The 20,659-nt window shown below is 64.8% G+C and carries 19 protein-coding genes and 1 tRNA gene; 4 read left to right on the top strand and 16 right to left on the bottom strand.

What is annotated here, in order from left to right:
* Positions 1-22 precede the first annotated feature (22 nt).
* The gene (locus D9V32_RS04055) at positions 23-853 is read right to left on the bottom strand and encodes a phosphatase PAP2 family protein (RefSeq protein WP_121647631.1); all 831 of its coding nucleotides are present in this window, start codon (positions 851-853) and stop codon (positions 23-25) included.
* A 121-nt stretch (positions 854-974) separates the two neighbouring features.
* Positions 975-1,730, bottom strand: coding sequence for an SDR family NAD(P)-dependent oxidoreductase (locus tag D9V32_RS04050; protein ID WP_121647630.1), 756 nt, complete (start codon positions 1,728-1,730; stop codon positions 975-977).
* Positions 1,731-1,980: 250 nt separating this feature from the next.
* On the opposite strand from D9V32_RS04050, the gene D9V32_RS04045 reads away from it, so the two are divergent.
* From D9V32_RS04045 to D9V32_RS04035, 3 genes are read left to right on the top strand one after another with little or no spacing between them, the layout of a single operon-like run.
* Positions 1,981-2,841 (top strand): aldo/keto reductase, encoded by an 861-nt coding sequence (locus D9V32_RS04045; RefSeq protein WP_121647629.1) that lies wholly within the window; start codon positions 1,981-1,983, stop codon positions 2,839-2,841.
* Positions 2,842-2,853: 12 nt separating this feature from the next.
* Positions 2,854-3,522 (top strand): TetR/AcrR family transcriptional regulator, encoded by a 669-nt coding sequence (locus tag D9V32_RS04040; protein ID WP_121647628.1) that lies wholly within the window; start codon positions 2,854-2,856, stop codon positions 3,520-3,522.
* Entirely contained in the window at positions 3,500-4,348 is an 849-nt protein-coding gene (locus D9V32_RS04035) for an oxidoreductase (protein WP_121647627.1), read from the top strand. The genes D9V32_RS04040 and D9V32_RS04035 overlap by 23 nt, the downstream gene beginning before the upstream one ends.
* Positions 4,349-4,454: 106 nt before the next feature.
* Here the strand turns inward: D9V32_RS04035 and D9V32_RS04030 are convergent, their stop codons facing one another.
* Positions 4,455-5,480 (bottom strand): LysR family transcriptional regulator, encoded by a 1,026-nt coding sequence (locus D9V32_RS04030; RefSeq protein WP_121647626.1) that lies wholly within the window; start codon positions 5,478-5,480, stop codon positions 4,455-4,457.
* A 74-nt stretch (positions 5,481-5,554) separates the two neighbouring features.
* Between D9V32_RS04030 and D9V32_RS04025 the strand changes: the two genes are divergently transcribed.
* The gene (locus tag D9V32_RS04025) at positions 5,555-6,391 is read left to right on the top strand and encodes an aldo/keto reductase (protein WP_121647625.1); all 837 of its coding nucleotides are present in this window, start codon (positions 5,555-5,557) and stop codon (positions 6,389-6,391) included.
* A gap of 267 nt (positions 6,392-6,658) precedes the next feature.
* On the opposite strand, the gene D9V32_RS04020 is transcribed toward D9V32_RS04025, so the two are convergent.
* The 13 genes from D9V32_RS04020 to D9V32_RS03960 form a co-directional block, all read right to left on the bottom strand.
* Positions 6,659-8,974, bottom strand: a complete 2,316-nt coding sequence (locus D9V32_RS04020) for an Ig-like domain repeat protein (RefSeq protein WP_121647624.1) — start codon at positions 8,972-8,974, stop codon at positions 6,659-6,661.
* A 385-nt stretch (positions 8,975-9,359) separates the two neighbouring features.
* Positions 9,360-9,435, bottom strand: a tRNA-Ala gene (locus D9V32_RS04015).
* A gap of 92 nt (positions 9,436-9,527) precedes the next feature.
* On the bottom strand, positions 9,528-10,967 hold the full coding sequence (locus D9V32_RS04010) for a GH1 family beta-glucosidase (protein WP_121647623.1): 1,440 nt from the start codon (positions 10,965-10,967) through the stop codon (positions 9,528-9,530).
* Positions 10,954-11,331, bottom strand: coding sequence for a tautomerase family protein (locus tag D9V32_RS04005; RefSeq protein WP_121647622.1), 378 nt, complete (start codon positions 11,329-11,331; stop codon positions 10,954-10,956). Before D9V32_RS04005 ends, D9V32_RS04010 begins: the two co-directional genes overlap by 14 nt.
* 54 nt (positions 11,332-11,385) lie before the next feature.
* Positions 11,386-12,348, bottom strand: coding sequence for an aldo/keto reductase (locus tag D9V32_RS04000; protein WP_121647621.1), 963 nt, complete (start codon positions 12,346-12,348; stop codon positions 11,386-11,388).
* On the bottom strand, positions 12,341-13,111 hold the full coding sequence (locus D9V32_RS03995; RefSeq protein WP_121647620.1) for a VOC family protein: 771 nt from the start codon (positions 13,109-13,111) through the stop codon (positions 12,341-12,343). The genes D9V32_RS04000 and D9V32_RS03995 overlap by 8 nt, the downstream gene beginning before the upstream one ends.
* 94 nt (positions 13,112-13,205) lie before the next feature.
* The gene (locus D9V32_RS03990; RefSeq protein ID WP_121647619.1) at positions 13,206-14,450 is read right to left on the bottom strand and encodes an ROK family transcriptional regulator; all 1,245 of its coding nucleotides are present in this window, start codon (positions 14,448-14,450) and stop codon (positions 13,206-13,208) included.
* Entirely contained in the window at positions 14,447-14,899 is a 453-nt protein-coding gene (locus D9V32_RS03985) for a type 1 periplasmic-binding domain-containing protein (protein ID WP_147440388.1), read from the bottom strand. Before D9V32_RS03985 ends, D9V32_RS03990 begins: the two co-directional genes overlap by 4 nt.
* A 79-nt stretch (positions 14,900-14,978) precedes the next feature.
* On the bottom strand, positions 14,979-15,767 hold the full coding sequence (locus D9V32_RS03980) for a carbohydrate ABC transporter permease (RefSeq protein ID WP_121647617.1): 789 nt from the start codon (positions 15,765-15,767) through the stop codon (positions 14,979-14,981).
* A complete protein-coding gene (locus D9V32_RS03975; protein WP_245982035.1) occupies positions 15,760-16,782 on the bottom strand; it encodes a carbohydrate ABC transporter permease in 1,023 nt (340 codons plus the stop codon). Before D9V32_RS03975 ends, D9V32_RS03980 begins: the two co-directional genes overlap by 8 nt.
* Positions 16,782-18,155, bottom strand: coding sequence for an ABC transporter substrate-binding protein (locus tag D9V32_RS03970; RefSeq protein WP_121647616.1), 1,374 nt, complete (start codon positions 18,153-18,155; stop codon positions 16,782-16,784). The genes D9V32_RS03975 and D9V32_RS03970 overlap by 1 nt, the downstream gene beginning before the upstream one ends.
* Before the next feature lie 255 nt (positions 18,156-18,410).
* Entirely contained in the window at positions 18,411-19,925 is a 1,515-nt protein-coding gene (locus D9V32_RS03965) for a DHA2 family efflux MFS transporter permease subunit (RefSeq protein WP_121647615.1), read from the bottom strand.
* Positions 19,926-19,960: 35 nt separating this feature from the next.
* A complete protein-coding gene (locus tag D9V32_RS03960) occupies positions 19,961-20,593 on the bottom strand; it encodes a PadR family transcriptional regulator (protein WP_183086171.1) in 633 nt (210 codons plus the stop codon).
* Positions 20,594-20,659 lie beyond the last annotated feature (66 nt).

Below are 20,659 nucleotides of genomic sequence, written 5' to 3'. Positions count from 1 at the left end.
GGCCGCGGAGCCTTCCGGCCGGCTAGGCGGTTCGCGTGCGCGCGGGGATGCGCAGCAGCGAGGCCAGGGCGAGCGCCCAGACGGCCGCGCCACCCCCGGCAATCTGGCCGGCGAGGAGGATGCGCTCGTTGACCCCGGCTCCGAGCCCGGCCATGCCGACAACCAGGGCCACAACAAACGCGAGGGTGCCCAGACCCATGAGCAGGGCCCGCATCCGGCGCAGGCCGGGGGTTGCGGGCGGGACCGGCCCCCGCGCGGGCCTGATCACGGCACCGAGTGCCAGCGTGCCGAGCGCGAGGGCAAACCCGCCGAAGACGTCGCTCGGGCGGTGCCAGCCGTACGCGAGGAGCTGCGCACTGATCGTGATTAGGAGGGGCGCACCGAGCAACATGACGATCCACCGCCCGGTGGAGGGCAGCACGATCAGGAGGGTCATGATGAGCACGGAGACCACGGCCGCATGACCGCTGGGGAAGGAGTTTCCCGGGTTTTCGAGGTGAAACTCGGGGCGCTCCAGGAACACATTTTTCAGGGCCTTGGCCGACACCACCGCGACGGCAATCGCCGCCAGGGCGTGGACGACTCCGCCAACGCCCGATCGAAAGAGCGCGATGATGGCGATCAGGACGGCAATCACAGCGATGCTCTGCAGGCTCACCCAGTCCAGCGGGGGCGGTACGTCGCTCGTGAGGTTGGAGGCACGAAGGAGGGCATTCTCGGCTCGCTGACCGGCATCGTTCTGCACCCCGAGCACGTATGCCGCAGTGAAAACGGCGGCCGCGACGAGAAGGACAAGGACGGCTCGTCCACGCGCACTGACGCGCGTTCTTGATCGGGACGAAGAGGGAGACATATCAAATACTTTCGGAACGACCGGGGTCGGAGATCACGGGAAGACTCTAACCCTATGACAGACACCCTGGGAGTTCCGGGACCGCCCCGGGCCTGAGGATCAGCCCGGGGCGAACATCTGGCTAACGGGCGCTATAGCCACCGTCAACGAGGTGGGTGCTTCCGGTAACAAAGCCCGCGGCATCGCTCGCGAGGAACACCACCATCTGGGCCACCTCCTCTGCGCTCGCGAGGCGCCCCATGGGGTGCAGCGAGACGAGGGCCGCATAGCTTGCGGCGTTGGTGACCTTTTCGATCATCGGGGTGTGTACGTAGCCCGGGGCCACGGCGTTGACGCGTACGCCGGTCGCGGCGTTCTCGAGCGCCGCCGACTTGGTCATACCCACGACGCCGTGCTTGGCGGTCACGTAGGCGGAGGCGCCGGCCTGGCCGACGGTGCCGAGGATCGATGCGAGGTTCACAACGGCCCCGCCACCGTGGGCGGCCATTGCCGGAATCTGGGCGCGCATGCCGGTGTAGAGCGAGTCGAGGTTGATGCTGATCACCCGGTGCCAGTCTTCCGGAGTGTACTGGGTCAGCGGCGCGGAGGGGCCGGAGATGCCGGCGTTATTGATGGCAATTCCGAGCGGTGCCATCTCCTCGGCGACACGTACCGCCTCGGTGCCCCAGTCGGAGCTGGTGACGTCGGCGACCAGGACGGCCGCGGTGCCTCCCTGCGCGCGAATCTCGCCTCGTACGGCCTCGGCCGCGGCCCTGTCGCGGTCGACCAGGACGACCGATGCCCCGTTGGCGGCGAGCAGCTCCGCTACCGCGCGACCGATTCCCATTCCCGCTCCGGAGACGATCGCCGAACGGTGTGCCACATCATACGTAGCCATGATTTCCTTCCCGGGCCGGCGAACTCCTCGCCTGGCCCATCCCGAGACCATACGCCCCGGCCGCAACGCCTCCGGTGACGATGCCTGAATTGCACTATTTGGTGTCGCGTGGTTCACATTTTGTTCGCGCGTGGCTCAAAACCCTTGGTATTTCGGGGTTTTTTGCGTTCGCTCACCGCGAATCTGCGGGGATTGACTTCGATGTGCGATGAATTAAACTGAACGTACAGTTCAGTTCTGAAAGGACACCATGTCAACACCACACGCAGCCGGTTCGGGCACCTTCCTTCTCGGCGGCGACCTCCCGGTCACCCGACTCGGATACGGCACCATGCAGCTCACCGGCCCGGGAGTCTGGGGCGAACCCGCAGACCCGGAGACCGCGATCGCCGTACTTCGCCGCGCGGCCGAGCAGGGCGTCACCCTCTTTGATACCGCGGATTCATACGGCCCGAGCGTCACCGAGCGCCTCCTCCGCGAGGCGCTGCATCCGTATCGCGACGACATCGTGATCGCGACTAAGGCCGGTTTCACACGCCAGGGCCCGGGCGAATGGACCATGCTTGGGCAGCCCGCCTACCTGCGTCAGCAGGTAGAAATGTCGCTGCGAATCCTCGGGCTCGAGCGCATCGATCTCTTCCAGCTGCACCGCATCGACCCCGCTTTCCCCCTGGCGGATCAGCTCGGCGTGCTGAGCGACCTTCGAGCAGAGGGTAAAATTCGGCACATCGGGCTGTCCGAGGTGAGCGTCGAGCAGCTGGTGGCCGCTCGCGAAATCACCCCGATTGCCTCGGTCCAAAACCTCTACAACCTGAGTGATCGGAGCGCCGAGGCCCTCCTGGAGTACTCCGAGGAGCACGGAATCGGATTCATCCCCTGGTTCCCGCTCGCCACCGGCAAGCTCGCCGGCGCGGAGAGCCCACTCGCCCAGATGGCCGAGGCTCACGGTGCCACCCCGGCTCAGCTCGCGCTCGCCTGGCTCCTGCACCGCTCCCCCAGAATGCTGCCGATCCCGGGCACATCCTCGCTGGCCCACCTCGATTCGAACAACGCCGCCGCGAACATTAGCCTGGATGCGGACGAGATGGCCGCACTCTCGGCTCTGAGCTAACCCGGAGGAAGCATGCCCACGCCCCCACCCGCCGAAACACCCGAGGGAATTCAGTGTCACCCCACGGGGACGCGCAGCGACCGCATTCACGAATCGGTGCTGCGCGCGACCGAGGAGATTCTGACGGAGGGTGGCTATCCGGCGGCAACCGTCGACGCGATTGCCGCCCGGTCGGGCGTGAGTAAGGCCACCATCTATAAGCACTGGCCCTCTCGCACCGCTGTTGCCGCCAAGGCGTTCGGCCGGCTGATGGCACACGCCCTGCCGCTTCCCGATACCGGGGACAGCGCGCAGGACCTCATCGAGCAGGTGCGCAGGGTCAGTGCGTTCTACGCGAGCGACCTCGGAGCCGTTTTTGCCCAGCTGCTGGCCGCCTGTGTGGATGATCCCACCGGCGCCGCGTATTTCCGCGAGTACTTCCTGGGTGCCCGGCGTGCGGCGATCGCCGAACTCTGGCAGCGCGCGCTCGACCGCGGCGATGCCGACCCCACCATACCGATCGACGACGTCATCGACATCCTGTTTGGACCGCTGATTTTCCGCCGCCTGACCGGCCACCACCCCCTCGACGAGGCCTCCGCCACCACCCTCGCGCGCAACGCGCTGAGCGGTCTCTTGCCGGCGACACCCGCGAGTACCCATCACACTAAGGATTCTCATGTCACACACCATTCTGATTAGCGGTGTCAGCGGCGGCCTCGGCCGATCGTTTGCCACCGCCGCGCTCGCGGCCGGCCACACGGTCGTCGGCACGCTGCGCCGCCCCGAGCAGGTTACCGAGTTCGAAGCGCTCGCCCCGGGTCGCGCGCACGGCATCGTCCTCGACGTAACCGATACCGCGGCGATTGCCCCGGCCATCGAGCGGGTCGAGCGCGAGGTTGGCCCCATCACCGCCCTGGTTAATAACGCCGGATACGGCGTCGAGGGTGCCTTTGAGGAGACGCCGCTCGAGACCGTGCGTCAGCAGTTCGAGGTGAACGTTTTCGGCGTGATTGAGCTGACGCGCGCGGTACTCCCCTTCCTGCGATCACGTCGCGCCGGACACGTGGTGTTCATCACCTCGATGGGTGGGCTGCGCGCCTTCCCCGGCCTGACCGCCTACAACTCGACGAAGTACGCCGTGGAGGGCCTCGCCGACGCCCTGCGGCAGGAGGTCTCCGGTTTCGGAATCCACGTGACCAGCATCGAGCCGGGCGGGTTCCGCACGAACTGGGCCGGATCGTCAATGACGCGGGTGCCCCGCAGCATCGCGGACTACGACACCCTGATGGATCCCATCCGCGAGCACCGCAATCGCGCGAGCGGCAACCAGCTCGGAAACCCCGATTCCGCCGGCACCGCGCTCCTGAAGGTTCTGGATGCCGAGGTACCGCCGGCCCACCTCATGCTCGGCTCGGATGCGCTGCGTCTGGTTGACGAAGCCCGGGCCGAGTTCGCCGCGGAGGCAGCGGCCTGGCGCGATGTGAGCGTCTCGACGGACTTCGCCGACGGTATTACCCTCGGCTAGTTCCCCCATATGGCTCAGGCCACTCATGCCGCCCGGCATGAGTGGCCTGAGTTATTGCTACGGGGGCTCGACCGCGAGCTACGCCGCGTCTAAGTCGGTGCCGCGCCTAGGCGTCAACCCGTTCGGCCGCGGTGAGCGCGCGGGGTACCTCGGGGGCCGTCTCGATCGCAGCACTGCCGGAGCGGGCGAGCATTCGCGCCGCATACTCGCGGTGCGCGTGTTCGGGGGTGCAGTGCTCGGGCAGGCAGCGGCCAGATTCGAGCAGTTCAAGGAGCAGGTTGGCCGGCACGGTTCGATGATCGGACGCGACGGTCGCGGTGATGGCCGAGACGGTCCAGTCCGCGGTCGCGGCGTCCGGCAACGGGCGCACGATGAGCTCGCGAGCCTCCGGCTTGCCGATCACGTGCTCGGGCACGATCGCGATTCCCATGCCTCGGCCGACGAGCTCAAGAAGCGCGTGCACGTCGTTGACCGTGCAGCGCACGCGCCTGTTGACGCCGTGGGCGGCAAGCACCTCGTCGTTCAGCGTTCGGACGCCCCAGGAGGGCGCGAAGTCCACGAAGTCCACACCGGCCAGGTCGTCCCAGCCTGGTTCGGACACCGCGGAAAGGGGGTGATCGGCGGCGTGCAGGATGACCAGGGTCTCCTGACCCAGCACCACGCGCGGAAGCGAGCCGAGGTGACGCGTGGCCGCAACAAACGCGACGTCAACCGCACCGGTGCGCACCTTGCCCACGAGCTCATGCGAGCCGGCCTGGACGAACTCGGTTTCCACGAGCGGGTAGCGGCGGTGGAAGCGGTCGAGCACGGCCGCGATGTCCACGAATCCGAGGCACTGCTCGGCACCGATGCGCAGCGATCCGGAAACCTGGTGTGATGTTTGAATCACCGCATCCCGTGCCCTCGCCGCCTGTTCGAGCATCAGTCGGGCGTGCGGGATGAGCGCAAGGCCCGCTTCAGTGGGTTCGACACGCCGCGAGGTGCGATCAAAGAGCGGGGTGCCGAGCTCCTGTTCGAGGTTGCGGATCGAGGAGGAAAGCCCGGACTGGGAGATCCCCGAGGCCTCGGCCGCCCGCGTAAAATGGCGCTCATCGGCGAGGGCGACGAGGTGTTCCAGCTGACGTAAATCCATGTATTTGTTCCACTTCTCAAAACCATCAGTATGAACTGTTGGACTTCTAGATTATCTCTTTCTAGGCTGGGGTCATGAGCACTCCTACTATCTCCCTGAATTCTGGACACTCGATCCCCCAGCTCGGCTTTGGCGTCTTCCTGGTGCCGGCCGACGAGGCCGAAAAGGCCGTTACCGAGGCGCTTGAGGTGGGCTACCGCCACATCGACACCGCCGCGATCTACAACAACGAGGAGGGCGTTGGCGCCGCAATCGCGAAGAGCGGCATCGCGCGCGATGAGCTCTTCATCACCACCAAGCTGTGGATTGACCACCAGGCCGACGAGCTCCCCCATGTCGCGATCCGCACGAGCCTCGACAAGCTCGGCCTCGACTATGTCGACCTGTACCTGAGCCACTGGCCGGCCCCGAAGAACGACTCGTTCGTCAACGCCTGGACCAAGATGATCGAGATCCGTGACGCGGGCCTCGCCCGCTCGATCGGCGTCTCGAACCACCTGCCCGAGCACCTGGACGCACTCGTGGCCGCAACCGGTGAGGTGCCCGCGATCAACCAGATCGAGCTGCACCCCGCATTCCAGCAGCGCGATGTCCTCGAGTGGGCCGCCGCGAACGGCACCCACATTGAGTCGTGGGGCCCGCTGGGCCAGGGTAAGTACCCGCTGTTCGAGATCCCCGCGGTGGCTGCCGCGGCCGCGGCTCACGGCGTTACCCCGGCTCAGGCGGTCATTCGCTGGCACCTGCAGAAGGGCTTCATTGTGTTCCCGAAGTCGAGCCGCAAGGAGCGCATGGCCGAGAACTTCGATGTCTTCGGCTTCGAGCTGTCCGACGCCGAGGTCGCCGCCATCGACGCCCTCGACCCGCTGGACAACTCCGGCCGCGTTGGCCCGAGCCCGCTGGACGTCAACTAGTCGCGCGTAGCCACAGACAAGACCGCCGCCTCCCGCAGGGGAGGCGGCGGTTTTGTGTGATGCGCGGGTGTCAGTAGGCCCGATCGGTGGCGGTAGCGGGCACGGATGCGCGGGTGAAATCTTAACGGAACTGCGCGGAGCACCGTTGGCGCTCGCACCCACCGTCCCACACTCACCCGCACCCGATCGCGTGCGATGAGAGGACGCTAATAGGTGGGGCCTGGCGACACGTTCGTCACCCGACCTCACCGCTCGCCCCGTGAGACCCTATGAATTGCGTGAGCGCTCTTCGTGTCGACGCCCTACCCGCAAGCCAACTCCGAGCAGAAGCGCGAACGCTCCAATCGCGACGCCGAGAGGCACACCGGTCGCACCGGTCTCGGGGAGGCCCTTGCCCGGGTCGGTTCCGGGGTTGGTTCCCGGGTCAGTCCCGGGATTAGTCCCAGGGTCGGTTCCGGGATCAGTCCCGGGGTCGGTTCCGGGGTCGGTTCCGGGGTCGGTTCCGGGGTCGGTTCCGGGATCGGTCCCAGGATCGGTCCCAGGATCGGTCCCGGGATCGGTCCCGGGGTCAGTTCCGGGATCGGTCCCAGGATCGGTCCCGGGATCGGTCCCGGGGTCAGTTCCGGGTTCGGGAACCAGGATCTCAGTTGAGCTCGTGCGATTCGAGGACGCACCCACAGCAACAATGGTGTGCTTTCCCGCCGCGACCTCCGGAAGAGCAAACGTGAATACGGCAGATCCCACCTCGTCGGCCACGACGCATCCGAGCTCAATCGGATCAGAGTGGAGGGTGAGGTTGATGGTCTCATGAGGTAGGAAACCAGCCAGGTTGATCGTGAGCTTATCGCCGACCCCTGCGGTCGCCTTGTTCACGACAGCCGCCGCGGTTCGCGCCTTCACCGACAGAGCTACACCGTCAGACTCCGAAGCCTGATGATTCTCGTCTCCCGAGTAGATAGCGACGAGCTGGCTGGTGCCGGCGGTAAGGTTGCTCAGCGGCAACGTAGCCCTTCCCGCGGCCAGGGGTGCCGAGCCGACGACCGTCGGACCGTTCCTGAGAGTCACTGTACCTCCCGGTACCGTTCCGTGGGCCGCGGCAACGGACACGGTCACCGAGGCGCTGTCACCCTCAATCAGCGCAGCGGGGGTGACGGCGACCGATGTGCCAGACGATGCCTTACTCGTGGTGGCAGATGCCGTGGCGCTCAGCGCGACCTCTACCGGGGTCTGCACAGTTGCGGTGACCGGGAAGCTTCCCACAGGCTTTACACCCAGGTTCAACGTCGCCGTTCCGGATGCACCAACGGTCGCGGTGCCCAGCGAATCGTTTGCGGAGTCGGTGAAGACGATCGAACCGGTGATCGGGTATCCGTCTGCTCTCACGAGCGTGGCCTTGGCCTCGGCCTCCTGCCCGTAGGAGACGGATGAGGCGGTGGCGCTCAGGGTGACACTGGCAATGACAGAGACGTTTCCGTTACCCGAGTTCGGTACGTAGAACGAACCGCCCTGCTGCGGATCCAGCACACCCCAGAAAGCGAGATTTCCTACGGCGATTGTCCGGGCAGCACCCGCATCGGCGGGCATCACGGAGACAAAGGACTTCGTCTCTGACGGGAAGACCTGCGTGACGACCAGCGCCGTACCATCCCTGAGCACGTCGACCGAGAGCGGTAAGAGTGTGTCAGCATCCACGGCTCCGAGAGCTTCGCTGCGAATGATTTCGGCCGTCGCCCATCCGTTGGTGGAGGAGAACCACGACACGGCGTTGTTGTCAGAGCTGGCGATAACAGCCGCTCCGGTTCGCGGGTCCACACCGATTCCCGTGGGGGCATCGATGACCGGGAAGGTGCCGATGACGGCTGCGGGGTTAGCCGCTGTATCGATCACGGTGACGAGCTTCGCGTATTCGCTCGCGATGAAGAGCAGGTTGCGGTCGTTGTCGATCGCGCTCGTTGCCCCTGCTGTGACGACGGACGACAGCGTCTGAACGACATTGAGCTTATCGGCGCCGTCCGCGCGTCCGAGGATCGACACCGTATCGCCGCTCAGGTTGACGACGTAGGCGCGTCCATCCGCTCCCACCTCGACCTTTTGAGGGTTCCCCCCGACCTCGACGGTGGGAGGCAGCGACGTCGAGGTGTATGTCACATCGGGATCAACCACGGAGACGAACCCATTCGTGGTGTTGTGGACGACGTACACGGTTCCCCCGACGGGCGAGACGGCCGCATCGAGCGCGTAGGTTTCCCCGTCCAGTGGAATGGTCGACGCCGTTCCATTCCTCAGGTTGAGAACGGAGAGGCTCGGGGTGTCATCCTTCTGGTCATCGGCCAGGTACAGTCGGTCACGAGTGGGATCCACCGCTCCGCCCTGCAGCCACGTTCCCGCGGTCGTCTGCTTATAGATGCTCGGCCGCGCCACTTCGGCGAGCGTGGATGCGGTCGACGACGGTGTGGGTACCGCCGCCGCGCCATCGGAGGTCAGGACAGCGCTGGCAACGGGAATCATGATGAGTGCCGCGGTGGCGACCGCTGCGAGATGGAAGTTTGCACGGAAGTATGGCCGTGTCAGGGTAGGGGGCATGTGTGGGATCTCATTCTGGATAAAACAGCGGGTATCCACAGCTATTCGTCGTCAAAATACAGTTCACGACAAAGTAGTACGATTGTCTCGTTCGTGCGGCTGGCCAAACACTAGCGGAACGCGGGCGTCGGCGCCACAGTTTCTTTATGCACCTCGGACCAACATCCCTTTGGGGAACTTTTCGCCACCGAAAACGGCGGGGACACCCTCACGACGGGCGCAACCCTCGAGATGGCCTGCAGTACGACCCGGGCCGCAGCAACGCGCCACAGGGACCCAGAAACACCAAAAGCCGCCCCGAAGGACGGCTTGGGTGAATGATCTAGATTATTGCGTGACCCGCTAATCGGAACTCATGAGTACACCGAATGCGGTACGCCATTTATGGTGGATCTGAGGGGACTCGAACCCCTGACCCCCTGCATGCCATGCAGGTGCGCTACCAGCTGCGCCACAGACCCAGATTTCCTCGGCGATCTCTCGCGCTTGGAACTCTTATAGCTTAGCGCACCGTCGGCGACGATCTCCAATCGACGTCGCCGACGGCGCGTCGCTAGGCGCTCTCGACCGGTGCGGCAGGCTCCCGCTCCGCGAGGAAGTCAGCGAGCCAGCGGGCGCTGTCCTTGAGGATGCGCTCCTGGGTGTCGTAGTCCACGTAGACCAGTCCAAAGCGGCGCTGGTACCCCCACGCCCACTCGAAATTGTCCAGGATCGACCACGCGGTGTATCCACGAAGCGGCAGCCCCTCGGAGATCGCGGCGAGACACGCATCAACGTGCGCGGCGAGGTACGCGGTGCGCTCCGGATCATGCACCCGGCGCTCCCCCGCCACACTCACCACCTCATCCGCATACGCCGAACCGTTCTCGGTCACGTACAGGGGCAGGTCGCGGGCGTACCCGTGTGCCTGGCGCAGGACATCCACCAGGCCATCGGGATGGATCTCCCAGCCCATCTGCGTGCGCGGCGCAGCGGTCCCCACGAATCTCACGCCCTCGCTTCCGGGATAGGCGCTGGCCTCGGGGGTCGAGGCCGTCCCCGAGGGGTCAGTGCCCGCGCTCGTGACGGTGGCCTCGGCACCGGCGACGGTGTGCCGACTGTAGTAGTTGATGCCCAGGAAGTCGAGGGGCGCCGCGATGGTTTCGGTGTCCCCGGGGCGCACGAGTCGGTCCTCCCATCCCGGATCGACCGCGTCCCGCAATACGTCCTGCGGATACTGCCCACGAAAGAGCGGTTCCAGGAACAGCCGATTGCTGAGCCCATCAATCCGGCGCGCCGCATCGAGATCGGCCGCCGTGTCACTCGCCGCCCGCACCGAGTAGAGGTTCACGGCGATTCCCACGCGAGCATCCGGGGCGGCCGCGCGAATAGTGGCGGTGCCCAACCCGTGGCCGAGCAGGAGATGATGCACCGCATCGAGTGAGCGTGCACCCTCGGTCCGGCCCGGGGCGTGCACGCCACTCGCATAGCCGAGAAAGGCCGAGCACCAGGGCTCGTTGAGCGTCATCCAATCCCCCACGACATCGCCCAGCTCGGTCGCTACGATGCCCGCAAACTCGGCAAACCTCGCCGCCGTATCGCGGGCCAGCCACCCTCCCGCATCCTCCAGGGGCTGCGGGAGATCCCAGTGATAGAGGGTCACCCAGGGCGTGACTGCCCGCTCCCGCAGCGCCTCAGCAACCCGGCGATAGTGGTCGAGGCCCGCTCGGTTGATCGCACCGCGCCCGTCTGGTTGAATGCGCGACCATGACAGCGAGTACCGGTAGCCGTTGAGCCCCAGCCCCGCCATCAGGTCGATGTCCGCCGCAAATCGATCAAAATGCTCGATCGCTACCTCACCCGTGGACCCATCCGCAATCGTTCCCGGGCGGGCGGCAAACGTATCCCAAATGCTGGGGCCACGCCCCTCGCGTGCGACGGCCCCCTCCACTTGATAGGCCGCTGTTGCCGAGGACCACACAAAATCCGCGGGGAATTCGCTACGCCGCGACATCGCCGGAGTCAATCTCGGGGGCGTGCCAGTCACCATCGCCGTTCTCGGTGATCGCGATCAGCAGGTTGTCCCGCTTGAAGCCGAGCGCAGCGAGCTTTTCCACCACCAGGGCGCTGGCGCGCTGCTTCTGCTCCGGGGTGTACCCGTTGTACGCGAGGATGCGGATAAAGATGATGTCGGTGCGCTCTGCGTTCGGGAAGGTCCGACTATAGAAGAGATCGCCCTCATCGTGCAGGGTGAAGATCTGGAAGAGGTCATCCGCGGGGAACTCCCAGCCCTCCACGAGTGCAGAGTGGATTGCCGCGCTCATCTCGGTGCGACGATCGGCGAGTGGGCGGTGCATGTCTACGGTTACCAGGGGCATCAGGGTTTTCCTTTGTTCGTTGTCAATATGAGTGTTGCTGTCATCGGGTGGTGACTATGCGTGAGGCGCGGCATCAAGCCAGTGCCGAGAATCCGGGAGGAGGGCGTCGAGTTCTTGCCAAAACTCCTCGGGTCGATCCAGGGAGGCGGCGGCGATGGCCCCTGCAATGCGTTCGGGTTTTGAGATGCCCACGATCGTGGTGGCGAATCTCGTGTCACGCACGGAGAATGCCACGGCAGCGGTTGCCAGATCGGTGTCCCAGTTGGCGCAGACCCGTCTCATCTCGGCAATGGCATGCAGTGTCTCCGGAGAGGCCGGGCGGTAACCGTAGTCGGTGCGGGTTCCAGTAACGTCCGCGAGAATTCCCCCGCCCAGGACGGCAGCGTTCACCACCCCCACGCCCAGCTCCCGTGCGCGGTCAACCAGTCCGTTCGCGCTGCGATCCACGAGGGTGAAACGGTTGTGAACGAGGAGAACCTCAAACATGCCGAGCTCAAGATATCGAGACATCTGGTGCACGTCTCCCCCGGCGAGTCCTATATGTCCAACCTCTCCGCGCTCGCGCGCGTCCACCAACGCCTCAATTGCACCGCCTGGCCCGGCAATCTCCGCAAAGTCGAAGTACTCCGGATCATGGAGGTGCACCATCGGGAGCACCTCCACGCCCAATCGTTCTCGACTCTCTGCGAGGGAGCGACGGACGCGATCCGCACTGAAATCGCGATCGAGTGCGTCAACCTTGGTCATCACCAGCACATCGTCCGGCAGACCACCCTGCTCCGCAATGGCGATACCGATGCGCCGCTCACTCTCGCCCTGCGAGTATCCGTTTGCCGTATCAATGCTGCGAATCTCGCTGGCGAGAACGGCACGTACGAGATCAATCCCCGCGCGCTCACTCACCGCGTACCCGAAGTTTTCGGGCATACTCCCGAGCGGTCCCCCGCCGAGGGTCACCGGGCTGACCAGCAGCCCGGTAACCCCGAGGGGGCGTGGCGTCCAGCCCTGGCTAGGCATCGGCCGGGACGAATCGCAGGCCGTTGGTGTCCGCATAGACGCGTACACCGGCGGCTTCACCCACCTCGGTCGCGGACGCACCCGCCGCACCCTCGATCTCCATGGCGAGGAATCCGGGCGCGTTCACCTGCGCCTGGGGCACGCGCTTCTCCGCGCGGTCGAACGTGAAGATTTCCAGGGTGCTGTCGCCCCCGCGTAGATACGTGATTTCGAAGCCGCGGTCATCGCTCGGCTGGTGAATCCCGCCCATCACCGTGTAGCCGTGCGCGGCGAAGTGCGCGGTCGTCGCGGCGAGGTCCTGCACCGTTTCGGCCACGTGATCAAACCGGGCGCGCTCCGGCACCCCCATGCCCCAGTCGGCATCCACGGCGGCCTGATTGAAGATCTCGTGGTATCGCAGGTCACCCTCCACCAGCTCGACCAGCGTGCCGTCGGGGTCGAAGAAGAAGGTGATGCGAACATCGCCCTCGGCGTTGATGGGCTCCAGCTGGAAGCGCACGCCAGCACCCTTCAGCTCGGCCACCCGCTCGTCGATGTTAGCCACCTTGAAGCCAAAGTGGCGGAAACCGGTCTGCAGGTCATCCGGCACCCAGCCGGAGATCTCCGGCTGGGTAATCGCGACAAGACGCAGGGTCGCGGTCACGAGGTCAAGGGTTGCCTCCGTCTCGCTGCGGGTGATCAGCTCAGCGTCAAGAAATCGGGTGTAGAAGTCGATCGATGCGTCGATGTCGTTCACATTAAGAATGATGGATCGAATGGCCACAGTGCCACTCCTTTCGGTGTTTTGGGCAGCGCCCAGGCACGACGAACGTCGCCGTGTGGAATGAGGGAAAATTGAGGGAACGCGAGCCGTGGAGCTAGCGCGCACCCGCCGGGGCGAGGGCATCGCGACCGGCATTCACGTGCGGGGTCAGCACATGCTGGAGGGCGAGGCTCGCCGCTCCGATTGCGGCGGCGTCAAGCCCCGGATCGGAGAGCTCCACCCGTACCCCGTGAACCGCGCGTGTGCGCGCGCAGCGCGTCAGTGTGGATCGTATCTCGCGTGCATAGATCTCGCCGATTTCGGCAAAACCAGGGCCGGAGAGATAGAGGCGATCCAAATCGAGCACGTTGACCACCGCGAGCACGGCGGTTGCGACAGCGCGCGCGGCCTGTTCGATCAGGGCAACGCTGCGTGGTTCACCACCGGCAGCGGCGCGGGCAATACGTTCAAACGCCTGGCGGGAGTCGCCCCCAACCTGCGTGAGTCCAAGGTCAGCGGTCAGCTCGGAATCGACGAGCGCCCGCGCAACGATCGCCCGCGGTGCCGCCAGCATTTCCAGACATCCGCGCGCTCCGCACCAGCAGTCGGGGCCGTCCAGAGAGAGTGGCATGTGCCCGATCTCACCCACGTTTGAGGAGCTTCCGCGCACCAGCGCGCCACCCATCATCAGGCCCAGGCCAAATCCGTTTGACATGTAGAGGCTCGCAAAATCCTGTGTGGCCGGGATCCGACCGACCCAGAATTCACCGAGCGCGGCGCAGGCAGCGTCATTGTCCCGCACCACTAGAAGCCCGGTTTGTGCCTCGAGGGCCTGCGCCACCGCGAACGACTCCCACTCGGCCGCCGTCACCGACAGACCCTCGCCCCCGCCACGGATGTCGAGTCCGGCACCAGCCACACCGATGCCCACCACCTTATCCAGCGGAATCGAGAGCTCGGAGAGCACCTGCCCCACCTCGACCGCGATACGCGCGATGACATCGCTCGGCGCGGCACCCGCGATGCCGCGACTCACCAGCCGCCCCACAACGCTTCCCCCGAGATCGGTGACCACATAGCTGAGCCGGGCATCGTCCAGGGAGAGCCCCACCGCGTATCGAGCGCCGCGATTGAGCTCGAGAAGGCTCGGGCGCTTGCCCCCGCTGGAGTCACCGTATCCGGTCTCGATAATGAGGCCGGCATCAATCAGCGTCTTCACAAAGCGGGTGATCGAGGTCGCGGTGAGGCCGGACATCTCGGCCAGCTCGATGCGACTCACGGTGCCGCTCGAACGAACCAGATCAAGGATCGCGCTGCGGGTGTTCTCCGAGGATGGCCCCAGGGGGCGGACGACGCTCATGATGTGCTCCTCTGATCATGGTCTGCTTCAACGCTCAGCGTGCGGGCGGCGTCACCGCGCACCGCGGCCAAAACCTGCTCACCCAGTAGGCCGCCGGTTTCACGTCCGCGATGTGCGGACGTTTCGGCATCGGCGGTCACGGCCATGACCGCCGGATATCCGACCGCAAAATCGCCACGAATGATTCCCGCGTGCGGGAGCCCCAGGGTGTTCAGCAGCACGATGCGCGGGTCATCGGCTACCGCATCCAACAGCGCGACCCCCTCGATCATCGACTCGGGCCGCGCCCACAGGCGATACAGCTCTGTCTCGTGAGCCACATCGCGCACCACGCCGGTCACCAGCGAAAATCCTGCCAGCAGGAGGGGCTGCGCGAGTGAGCGCATGAGGCGTTCAATCTCGTGGTCTCCCGCCCGTTCGGCCGGCACCACCACTCCGATTCCTCGCATCACACACCTCCCATTTTCTGCTTCGTTTTACCGTAGTCGGTTCGCGTCCGTGAACCATGACGACGCGACTGCGGAGACACTATTTGATCGCCCCCGCGGCCATGCCGCGCTCGAACTGCTTCTGCAGCAGGATGTACGCCACGATCGTGGGGATCGCAGTGACCACCGCGGCCGCCAGCACCTTGGGAATATCGTCGTTGTACTGACGCTTGAAGAACTCCGGAAGCAGGGTCACAACACCCATGTCGTCGTTGATGAGGAACACCTTGGGCAGCAGGTAGGAGTTCCAGGCATTGATCAGCACCAGTACAACCAGCGCTACCGCGATGGGCTTCGCCATGGGGACCAGAACCGACCAGAACAACCGCCAGGTTCCGGCGCCGTCGAGGCGGGCAGCCTCAAAGAGCGTGTCGGGAATGCCATCGATGAAGCCGCGGGCAATCAGCACGGTGAACGGGATCTGCAGCGCCGCAATGGGAAGAATCACCGCCCAGAACGTTCCCAGCAGGTTGAGGGCCACCGCGGTGCTATACAGCGGGGCAATCAGCACCACCTCGGGCAGGGTGAGGGCCGCCATCAGCATCCAGAAATAGACCTCCTTGCGCCGAATGCGCAGCTTGGAGAACGCGAATGCGGCGGCCAGGGTGGCCAGGTAGATGATGATAATCGAACCACCCGCGACGATCGCGGAGTTGAGGAAGAACCGACCAAAACCCGGGACCGCGAGGACGGCCTCGTAGTTGCCCCAGCCGCGTCCCTCCAGGGACTTCGCAACCATCGAGTAGATCGGAATCAGGAACGGCAGGACTCCCAGCGTTACCGCGAGCTGGAGGCCCACGCGTGAGAGAACGGTGCGGGTTTCAAACATTGCGCTCCTCCGAAACTGCGCGACGTCCCCGGCGCGGACGGGCAGCGGCGCGCTCACGCGAGCTGCGCTGAACAATGATGGACGTGGCCACGGCGATGAGCATCAGAATGATGGACAGCGCGGAGGCATATCCGAGGTCCCGGCTGGCACCCGAGGTCTCGGAGTAGATCATGGTGCCGAGGAACTCCGAGGAGTGGGCGGGGCCACCCTGGGTGATCAGCCACACGCTGTCAAACAGCTTCAGCGCGGTGATCAGGTTGAGGATCGCGAGCGAGATCGTGATCGAGCGCACGTTCGGCAGCACGAGTGAAAACAGGATGCGGAAGTTTCCTGCGCCATCGATGCGACCCGCCTCGAGCATTTCGGGATCAATCTGCGTCATCGCCCCGAAGTAGAGGATGAAGCCAAAACCGATCGATCCCCAGCAGCCCACGAGAATCACGACGAGCAGCGAGGTGGTCGACTGTCCGATCCAGGACTGGGCCAGGTCCCCCAGACCAATTGCCTCGAGGATGCGGTTGAGCGTACCGTCGGACTGCCATACCTGAATGTGTGCCGGTGCCATGGTTGCGGGGGCCACCACGATGGGGATCACGATGATGACCTTGTACACGTTGGCCATGATCACCCGCGAGTGCATCGCGGCGGCAAACAGGACACCACCGATCACCTGCACGGTAAAGACCACCACGAAGTAGATCACCGTGTTGCGAATGGCCATCCAGAAGACGGGGTCGCTGAAGATCTCGGTGTAGTTGTCGAGTCCGACGGGCTTGAGGTGCTGCCGTCCGCCGCCCCAGCTGAAGAAGGAGAGGAAGCCGGAGTAGGCGATGCTGTAGTAGATGAGACCGACCGAGATGATGAGCGCCGGCAGGATCCACATGAATCCCGAGGGCAGCAGGCCGCTCGCCCCGCGACGCTTCCGCGGGCCGGTGGCCCGGGACGGGCGCGACTGCTCACGATCCGTCCCGGTCACGGCTGCACGCTCACGCATGCGAATACTGGTGTTCGACACTATTTGGTTCCCGCGGTGCTGGCCTCAGAGGCGTCCTGGAGCTTCGCCGCAATGTCCGGGATGGACTCCGAAAGGGTTGGGTCGAGCACCCGCTGGATGGCCACAACGATGCCGTGCAGCGACTTTTCGGTAGCCTGCCACTGGCGGGTCTGGGTGGTCGCGGTGCTGTCGGCGATCAGGGTCTCGATCGCGGGCTGCTGGACGGACTTGTCCACCAGCGAGATCGCGTTCCAATCGGGCTTGACGCCCTGCAGGCCGGGCAGCAGGTCGAGCGCGTTCGCGACGTTCTGCTGGCCCTTTTCCGACATGGTCATCCAGGAGACGAAGGTCTTAGACGCGGCGATGTTTTTGGAGTCCTCGGCGATTGCGAGACCGTAGTCCACCTCGCCAAAGTACTGAGATCCATGGCCCTTGCCCGCAACGTCCGGGAACTCCAGCGGGAGCTGGACAAAACAGGTGGGGTTGGCCACACCAGCGGCCTCCATCGAGGCGGCACAGGAGTTTGCCTCCGCGTACTGGGTGTACCAGAAGCCCATCTGGACCATCGCAGCCGAGCCCTTCATGAAGGCCTCGTTTGCCTGAGGGTACTGGGTGCCGTCGAGTACGTTGCTGGCGATAATACCGTCCTTCTTCATCTTGGCGATGATCTCCAGCACCTCGATTCCGGCCGGGTCATTCCACTTCGCCTTACCGGTGGATGCCTTGATAAAGAATTCCGGGTCTACCGAGTTGGCGATGGAGTGGTACATCTCGGTGGGGAACGTGTCGTCCCCACCTGCGGCCATCGCGAAACAGGTTTTTCCGATGGCGGTGATCTTCGCGCAGGCGTCGACCCACGAGGTGTAGTCGGTGGGTACCGTTGCTCCGGCCTCATCGAAAATGTTCTTGTTGTACCAGAGGAAGCCCGCGGACATTCCGCCCAGCGGAAGCGAGACGATGCGTCCGTCCGATCCGGTCAGCTGGTCAACGTACCCGGCACTGAACTTCTTTTTCCAGTCGTCACCGAGGGTGTCCTTTGCGAGTGGCTCCAGATCGATCGCGTAGGGACCCCAGGTGTCGGGCACGCCGCCCGCGGCGGACAGGTCATAGACATCCGGGCCCTTGCCGGACTCGAGGGCGGGGACCAGGGTATTGCGATAGTCCACGTTTTCAAAGTTCTTGTAGTTGACGGTGATGTCCGGGTATTCCTTGTTGAACTCGGCGATGTATCGCTTGGCCACGGCGGTGTCCGGAGTCCAGCCCCACCAGTTCACCTCACCGGACGTTGCCGGCTTGACGTTGGCATCCGCGGCCCCACCGTTTCCACATCCGCTCAGGATCAGGACGGACGCTGCGGCGAGCCCGGCTACGGCCAGGAACTTCTTGGTTTTCATACGGTTCCTCTCACTTCATTGTGATCTGTTTCCGCGCGTGTCGCTCCAGGGGAAAGCGCGCATCATCGCGGCCAACATCGAACCTCTTCCCGTGGAAAACCGCGGGTTTCCGGCTCAATAGAAACTTACTATACTTTTGTTTCTAAGTTCCAACAAGGGTTGCCGGGTATTTTTTCCACGGAAAAACCCGTGGGTCGCACATCGAAAAGAAGTGCGACCCACGGGTCAATCGTGATGCCGGGAACGGTGCGGTGCCTAGCCCTCAGCGGGCACCGGGGCGGCGGCGCGAGTCTCGGGCGCCTCCCACACCGCCTTCTTGGGCTTCTGGAAGAACAGCACAAACACGGCACCCAGCAGGGCCACGGCGGCGGGCAGTAGCAGCGTCTGTGACATCGCCGTGGTGAACGGCTCGTGCAGGAACACGGGCAGCTCTCCCCCACCGATTTCCGACAGGCCGGAGGCACCGCCGGGGGCGGCGGGCATCTCGGCGGTCAGGCGCGCCTGGATCAGCGCGGCGATGCTCGCGCTACCCAGCACGGCACCAATCTGACGCGTGGTGTTGAACACGCCCGAGCCAGCGCCGGCCTTGTGCGGCGGCAGGTTACGCGTGGTCATGTTGGACACCGGACCCCACATGAAACCGTTGGCGAAACCGAGCAGCGCACTCGGGAAGAGCATCATCCACAGCGGCTGATCCGGGGTCATGAGCAGCGAGTACCACAGCAGCGACACCGACAGCACGGTGAGACCAAACAGCGCGAACCACTTGGGGTTGACCCGGTCGATCATCTTGCCCACCACGGGCGCGAGGCCAGCCGAGATCACGGCCATCGGCACCAGCATCAGCGCCGACTGCGTCGGGGTCAGGCCGCGCACCGTCTGGTAGAAGAACACCAGCGGCAGCGACATGCAGGTGATGGTGAACCCCACGGTGGTAATCACGAGGTTACCCACCGAGAAGTTGCGGTCCTTGAAGAGATCAAGCGGCAGCAGCGGCTCGGACTTCGTGATCGCCTGCCACCCCACAAACGCGGCCAGCACCACGATGCCCGCAATGATGAGGCCCCACACGCTGATCGGCCCCGTGATGGTGCCCCAGTTGTAGGTCGCACCCTCCTGAATACCGAACACCAGCAGGAACATACCCACGGCACTCAGGAACACGCCGACGATGTCGAAGCGGTGCGGGCTGGTTGCGAGCTGCGGCACGTTGCGCCACACCATGATGAAACCGATGATGCCCACGGGGACGTTGATGAAGAAGATCCACTCCCAGCCGACGCCATCCACGAGGACGCCACCCAGGATCGGACCCACGAGCGTCGCAACACCGGCGGTGGCACCCCAGAGACCCATGGCGGCGCCACGACGATCCGGCGGGAAGATTCGGGTAATGACGGCCATGGTCTGCGGCGTCATCAGTGCGGCGCCGAGACCCTGCACGGTACGGGCGATGATGAGCACCTCAACACTGCCCGACAGGCCACACCACAGCGAGGCCAGGGTGAAGATCGTGAGACCGATGAGGTAGAGGTTTTTCGGGCCGAAACGGTCGCCGAGGCGGCCGGTGATCAGCAGCGGAACGGCGTACGCCAGCAGGTAGGCGCTGGTCACCCAGATCACGGTGTTGATATCGGTGTGCAGACCACGCATGATCGCGGGGTTCGCGACCGAAACGATGGTGGTGTCGATCAGGATCATAAAGAATCCGATGACCAGCGACCACAGCGCCGGCCAGGGCCGCACGGCGGTAGCGGGGGGTGTTGACATGGGTGTCACTTTCTACTGAAGGGGGATCAAAAAATTCAGGGGGCCGGATAGAAGTTGCGGGTCTTCGCCGCGGTGGCACTCGCGCGCTCCTCGGGCGAGCGGCAGTCCTCCCAGGGCAGCGCACCGGACGCGAATCGGGCCAGTTGAGCCTCGAGCCAGGCGATCTCCGCCTCGTACATGGCGAGCTGATACGGCGCGTTAATCCAGTACATTTCGGGGACACCGAGGCCGCCAACCGTCTCAATATCGCCGCGAAGCCTGTCCACGCGGACGCGCAGTTGCGTCACCCGCTCGGACAGGAGCTCCCGCACCTGCGGGGCGGGCAGAACGTGGGCCTCGGAGAGCGCCTGGAGGACTCGTGGACGCTCGGTCATCGGGGTGCGCAGCAGCTCAGCCACATCGACAAATAGGCGCTCACGGCCGGGATCGGTGATCTCAAACAGGGTGCGTTCGGGCCGAGCACCCTCGCGCTCAACCTGCGCGGCGATGGCAAAGCCCTTCTGCTCCAGCGCGTACACGGCACGGTACAGCGAACCCGGGCTCACCTTCACCACGGTGTCTTCCCGACGCTGGGTGGCGATCTGATACATCTCATAGGGATGCATGGGGCGCTCAAGGAGTAATCCCAGCGCCACGATCTCGATCGGCTTGAGCGTAATCTCTGCCACTTCACCCTCCAACAAAACTATTCCACATGGAATATACCCCCTGGAGGGGTCAACCGCAACACGATC

Origin of the sequence: Mycetocola tolaasinivorans (genome assembly GCF_003667565.1) — a bacterium.
Classification (GTDB): domain Bacteria; phylum Actinomycetota; class Actinomycetes; order Actinomycetales; family Microbacteriaceae; genus Mycetocola; species Mycetocola tolaasinivorans.
This window is presented reverse-complemented; position numbering and strand designations above follow the sequence as displayed.

Coding starts and splice junctions, on each gene's coding strand:
- D9V32_RS04055 (WP_121647631.1), bottom strand. CDS start 853: ATGTCTCCCTCTTCGTCCCGATCAAGAACGCGCGTCAGTGCGCGTGGA.
- D9V32_RS04050 (WP_121647630.1), bottom strand. CDS start 1,730: ATGGCTACGTATGATGTGGCACACCGTTCGGCGATCGTCTCCGGAGCG.
- D9V32_RS04045 (WP_121647629.1), top strand. CDS start 1,981: ATGTCAACACCACACGCAGCCGGTTCGGGCACCTTCCTTCTCGGCGGC.
- D9V32_RS04040 (WP_121647628.1), top strand. CDS start 2,854: ATGCCCACGCCCCCACCCGCCGAAACACCCGAGGGAATTCAGTGTCAC.
- D9V32_RS04035 (WP_121647627.1), top strand. CDS start 3,500: ATGTCACACACCATTCTGATTAGCGGTGTCAGCGGCGGCCTCGGCCGA.
- D9V32_RS04030 (WP_121647626.1), bottom strand. CDS start 5,480: ATGGATTTACGTCAGCTGGAACACCTCGTCGCCCTCGCCGATGAGCGC.
- D9V32_RS04025 (WP_121647625.1), top strand. CDS start 5,555: ATGAGCACTCCTACTATCTCCCTGAATTCTGGACACTCGATCCCCCAG.
- D9V32_RS04020 (WP_121647624.1), bottom strand. CDS start 8,974: ATGCCCCCTACCCTGACACGGCCATACTTCCGTGCAAACTTCCATCTC.
- D9V32_RS04010 (WP_121647623.1), bottom strand. CDS start 10,967: ATGTCGCGGCGTAGCGAATTCCCCGCGGATTTTGTGTGGTCCTCGGCA.
- D9V32_RS04005 (WP_121647622.1), bottom strand. CDS start 11,331: ATGCCCCTGGTAACCGTAGACATGCACCGCCCACTCGCCGATCGTCGC.
- D9V32_RS04000 (WP_121647621.1), bottom strand. CDS start 12,348: ATGCCTAGCCAGGGCTGGACGCCACGCCCCCTCGGGGTTACCGGGCTG.
- D9V32_RS03990 (WP_121647619.1), bottom strand. CDS start 14,450: ATGAGCGTCGTCCGCCCCCTGGGGCCATCCTCGGAGAACACCCGCAGC.
- D9V32_RS03985 (WP_147440388.1), bottom strand. CDS start 14,899: ATGCGAGGAATCGGAGTGGTGGTGCCGGCCGAACGGGCGGGAGACCAC.
- D9V32_RS03980 (WP_121647617.1), bottom strand. CDS start 15,767: ATGTTTGAAACCCGCACCGTTCTCTCACGCGTGGGCCTCCAGCTCGCG.
- D9V32_RS03970 (WP_121647616.1), bottom strand. CDS start 18,155: ATGAAAACCAAGAAGTTCCTGGCCGTAGCCGGGCTCGCCGCAGCGTCC.
- D9V32_RS03965 (WP_121647615.1), bottom strand. CDS start 19,925: ATGTCAACACCCCCCGCTACCGCCGTGCGGCCCTGGCCGGCGCTGTGG.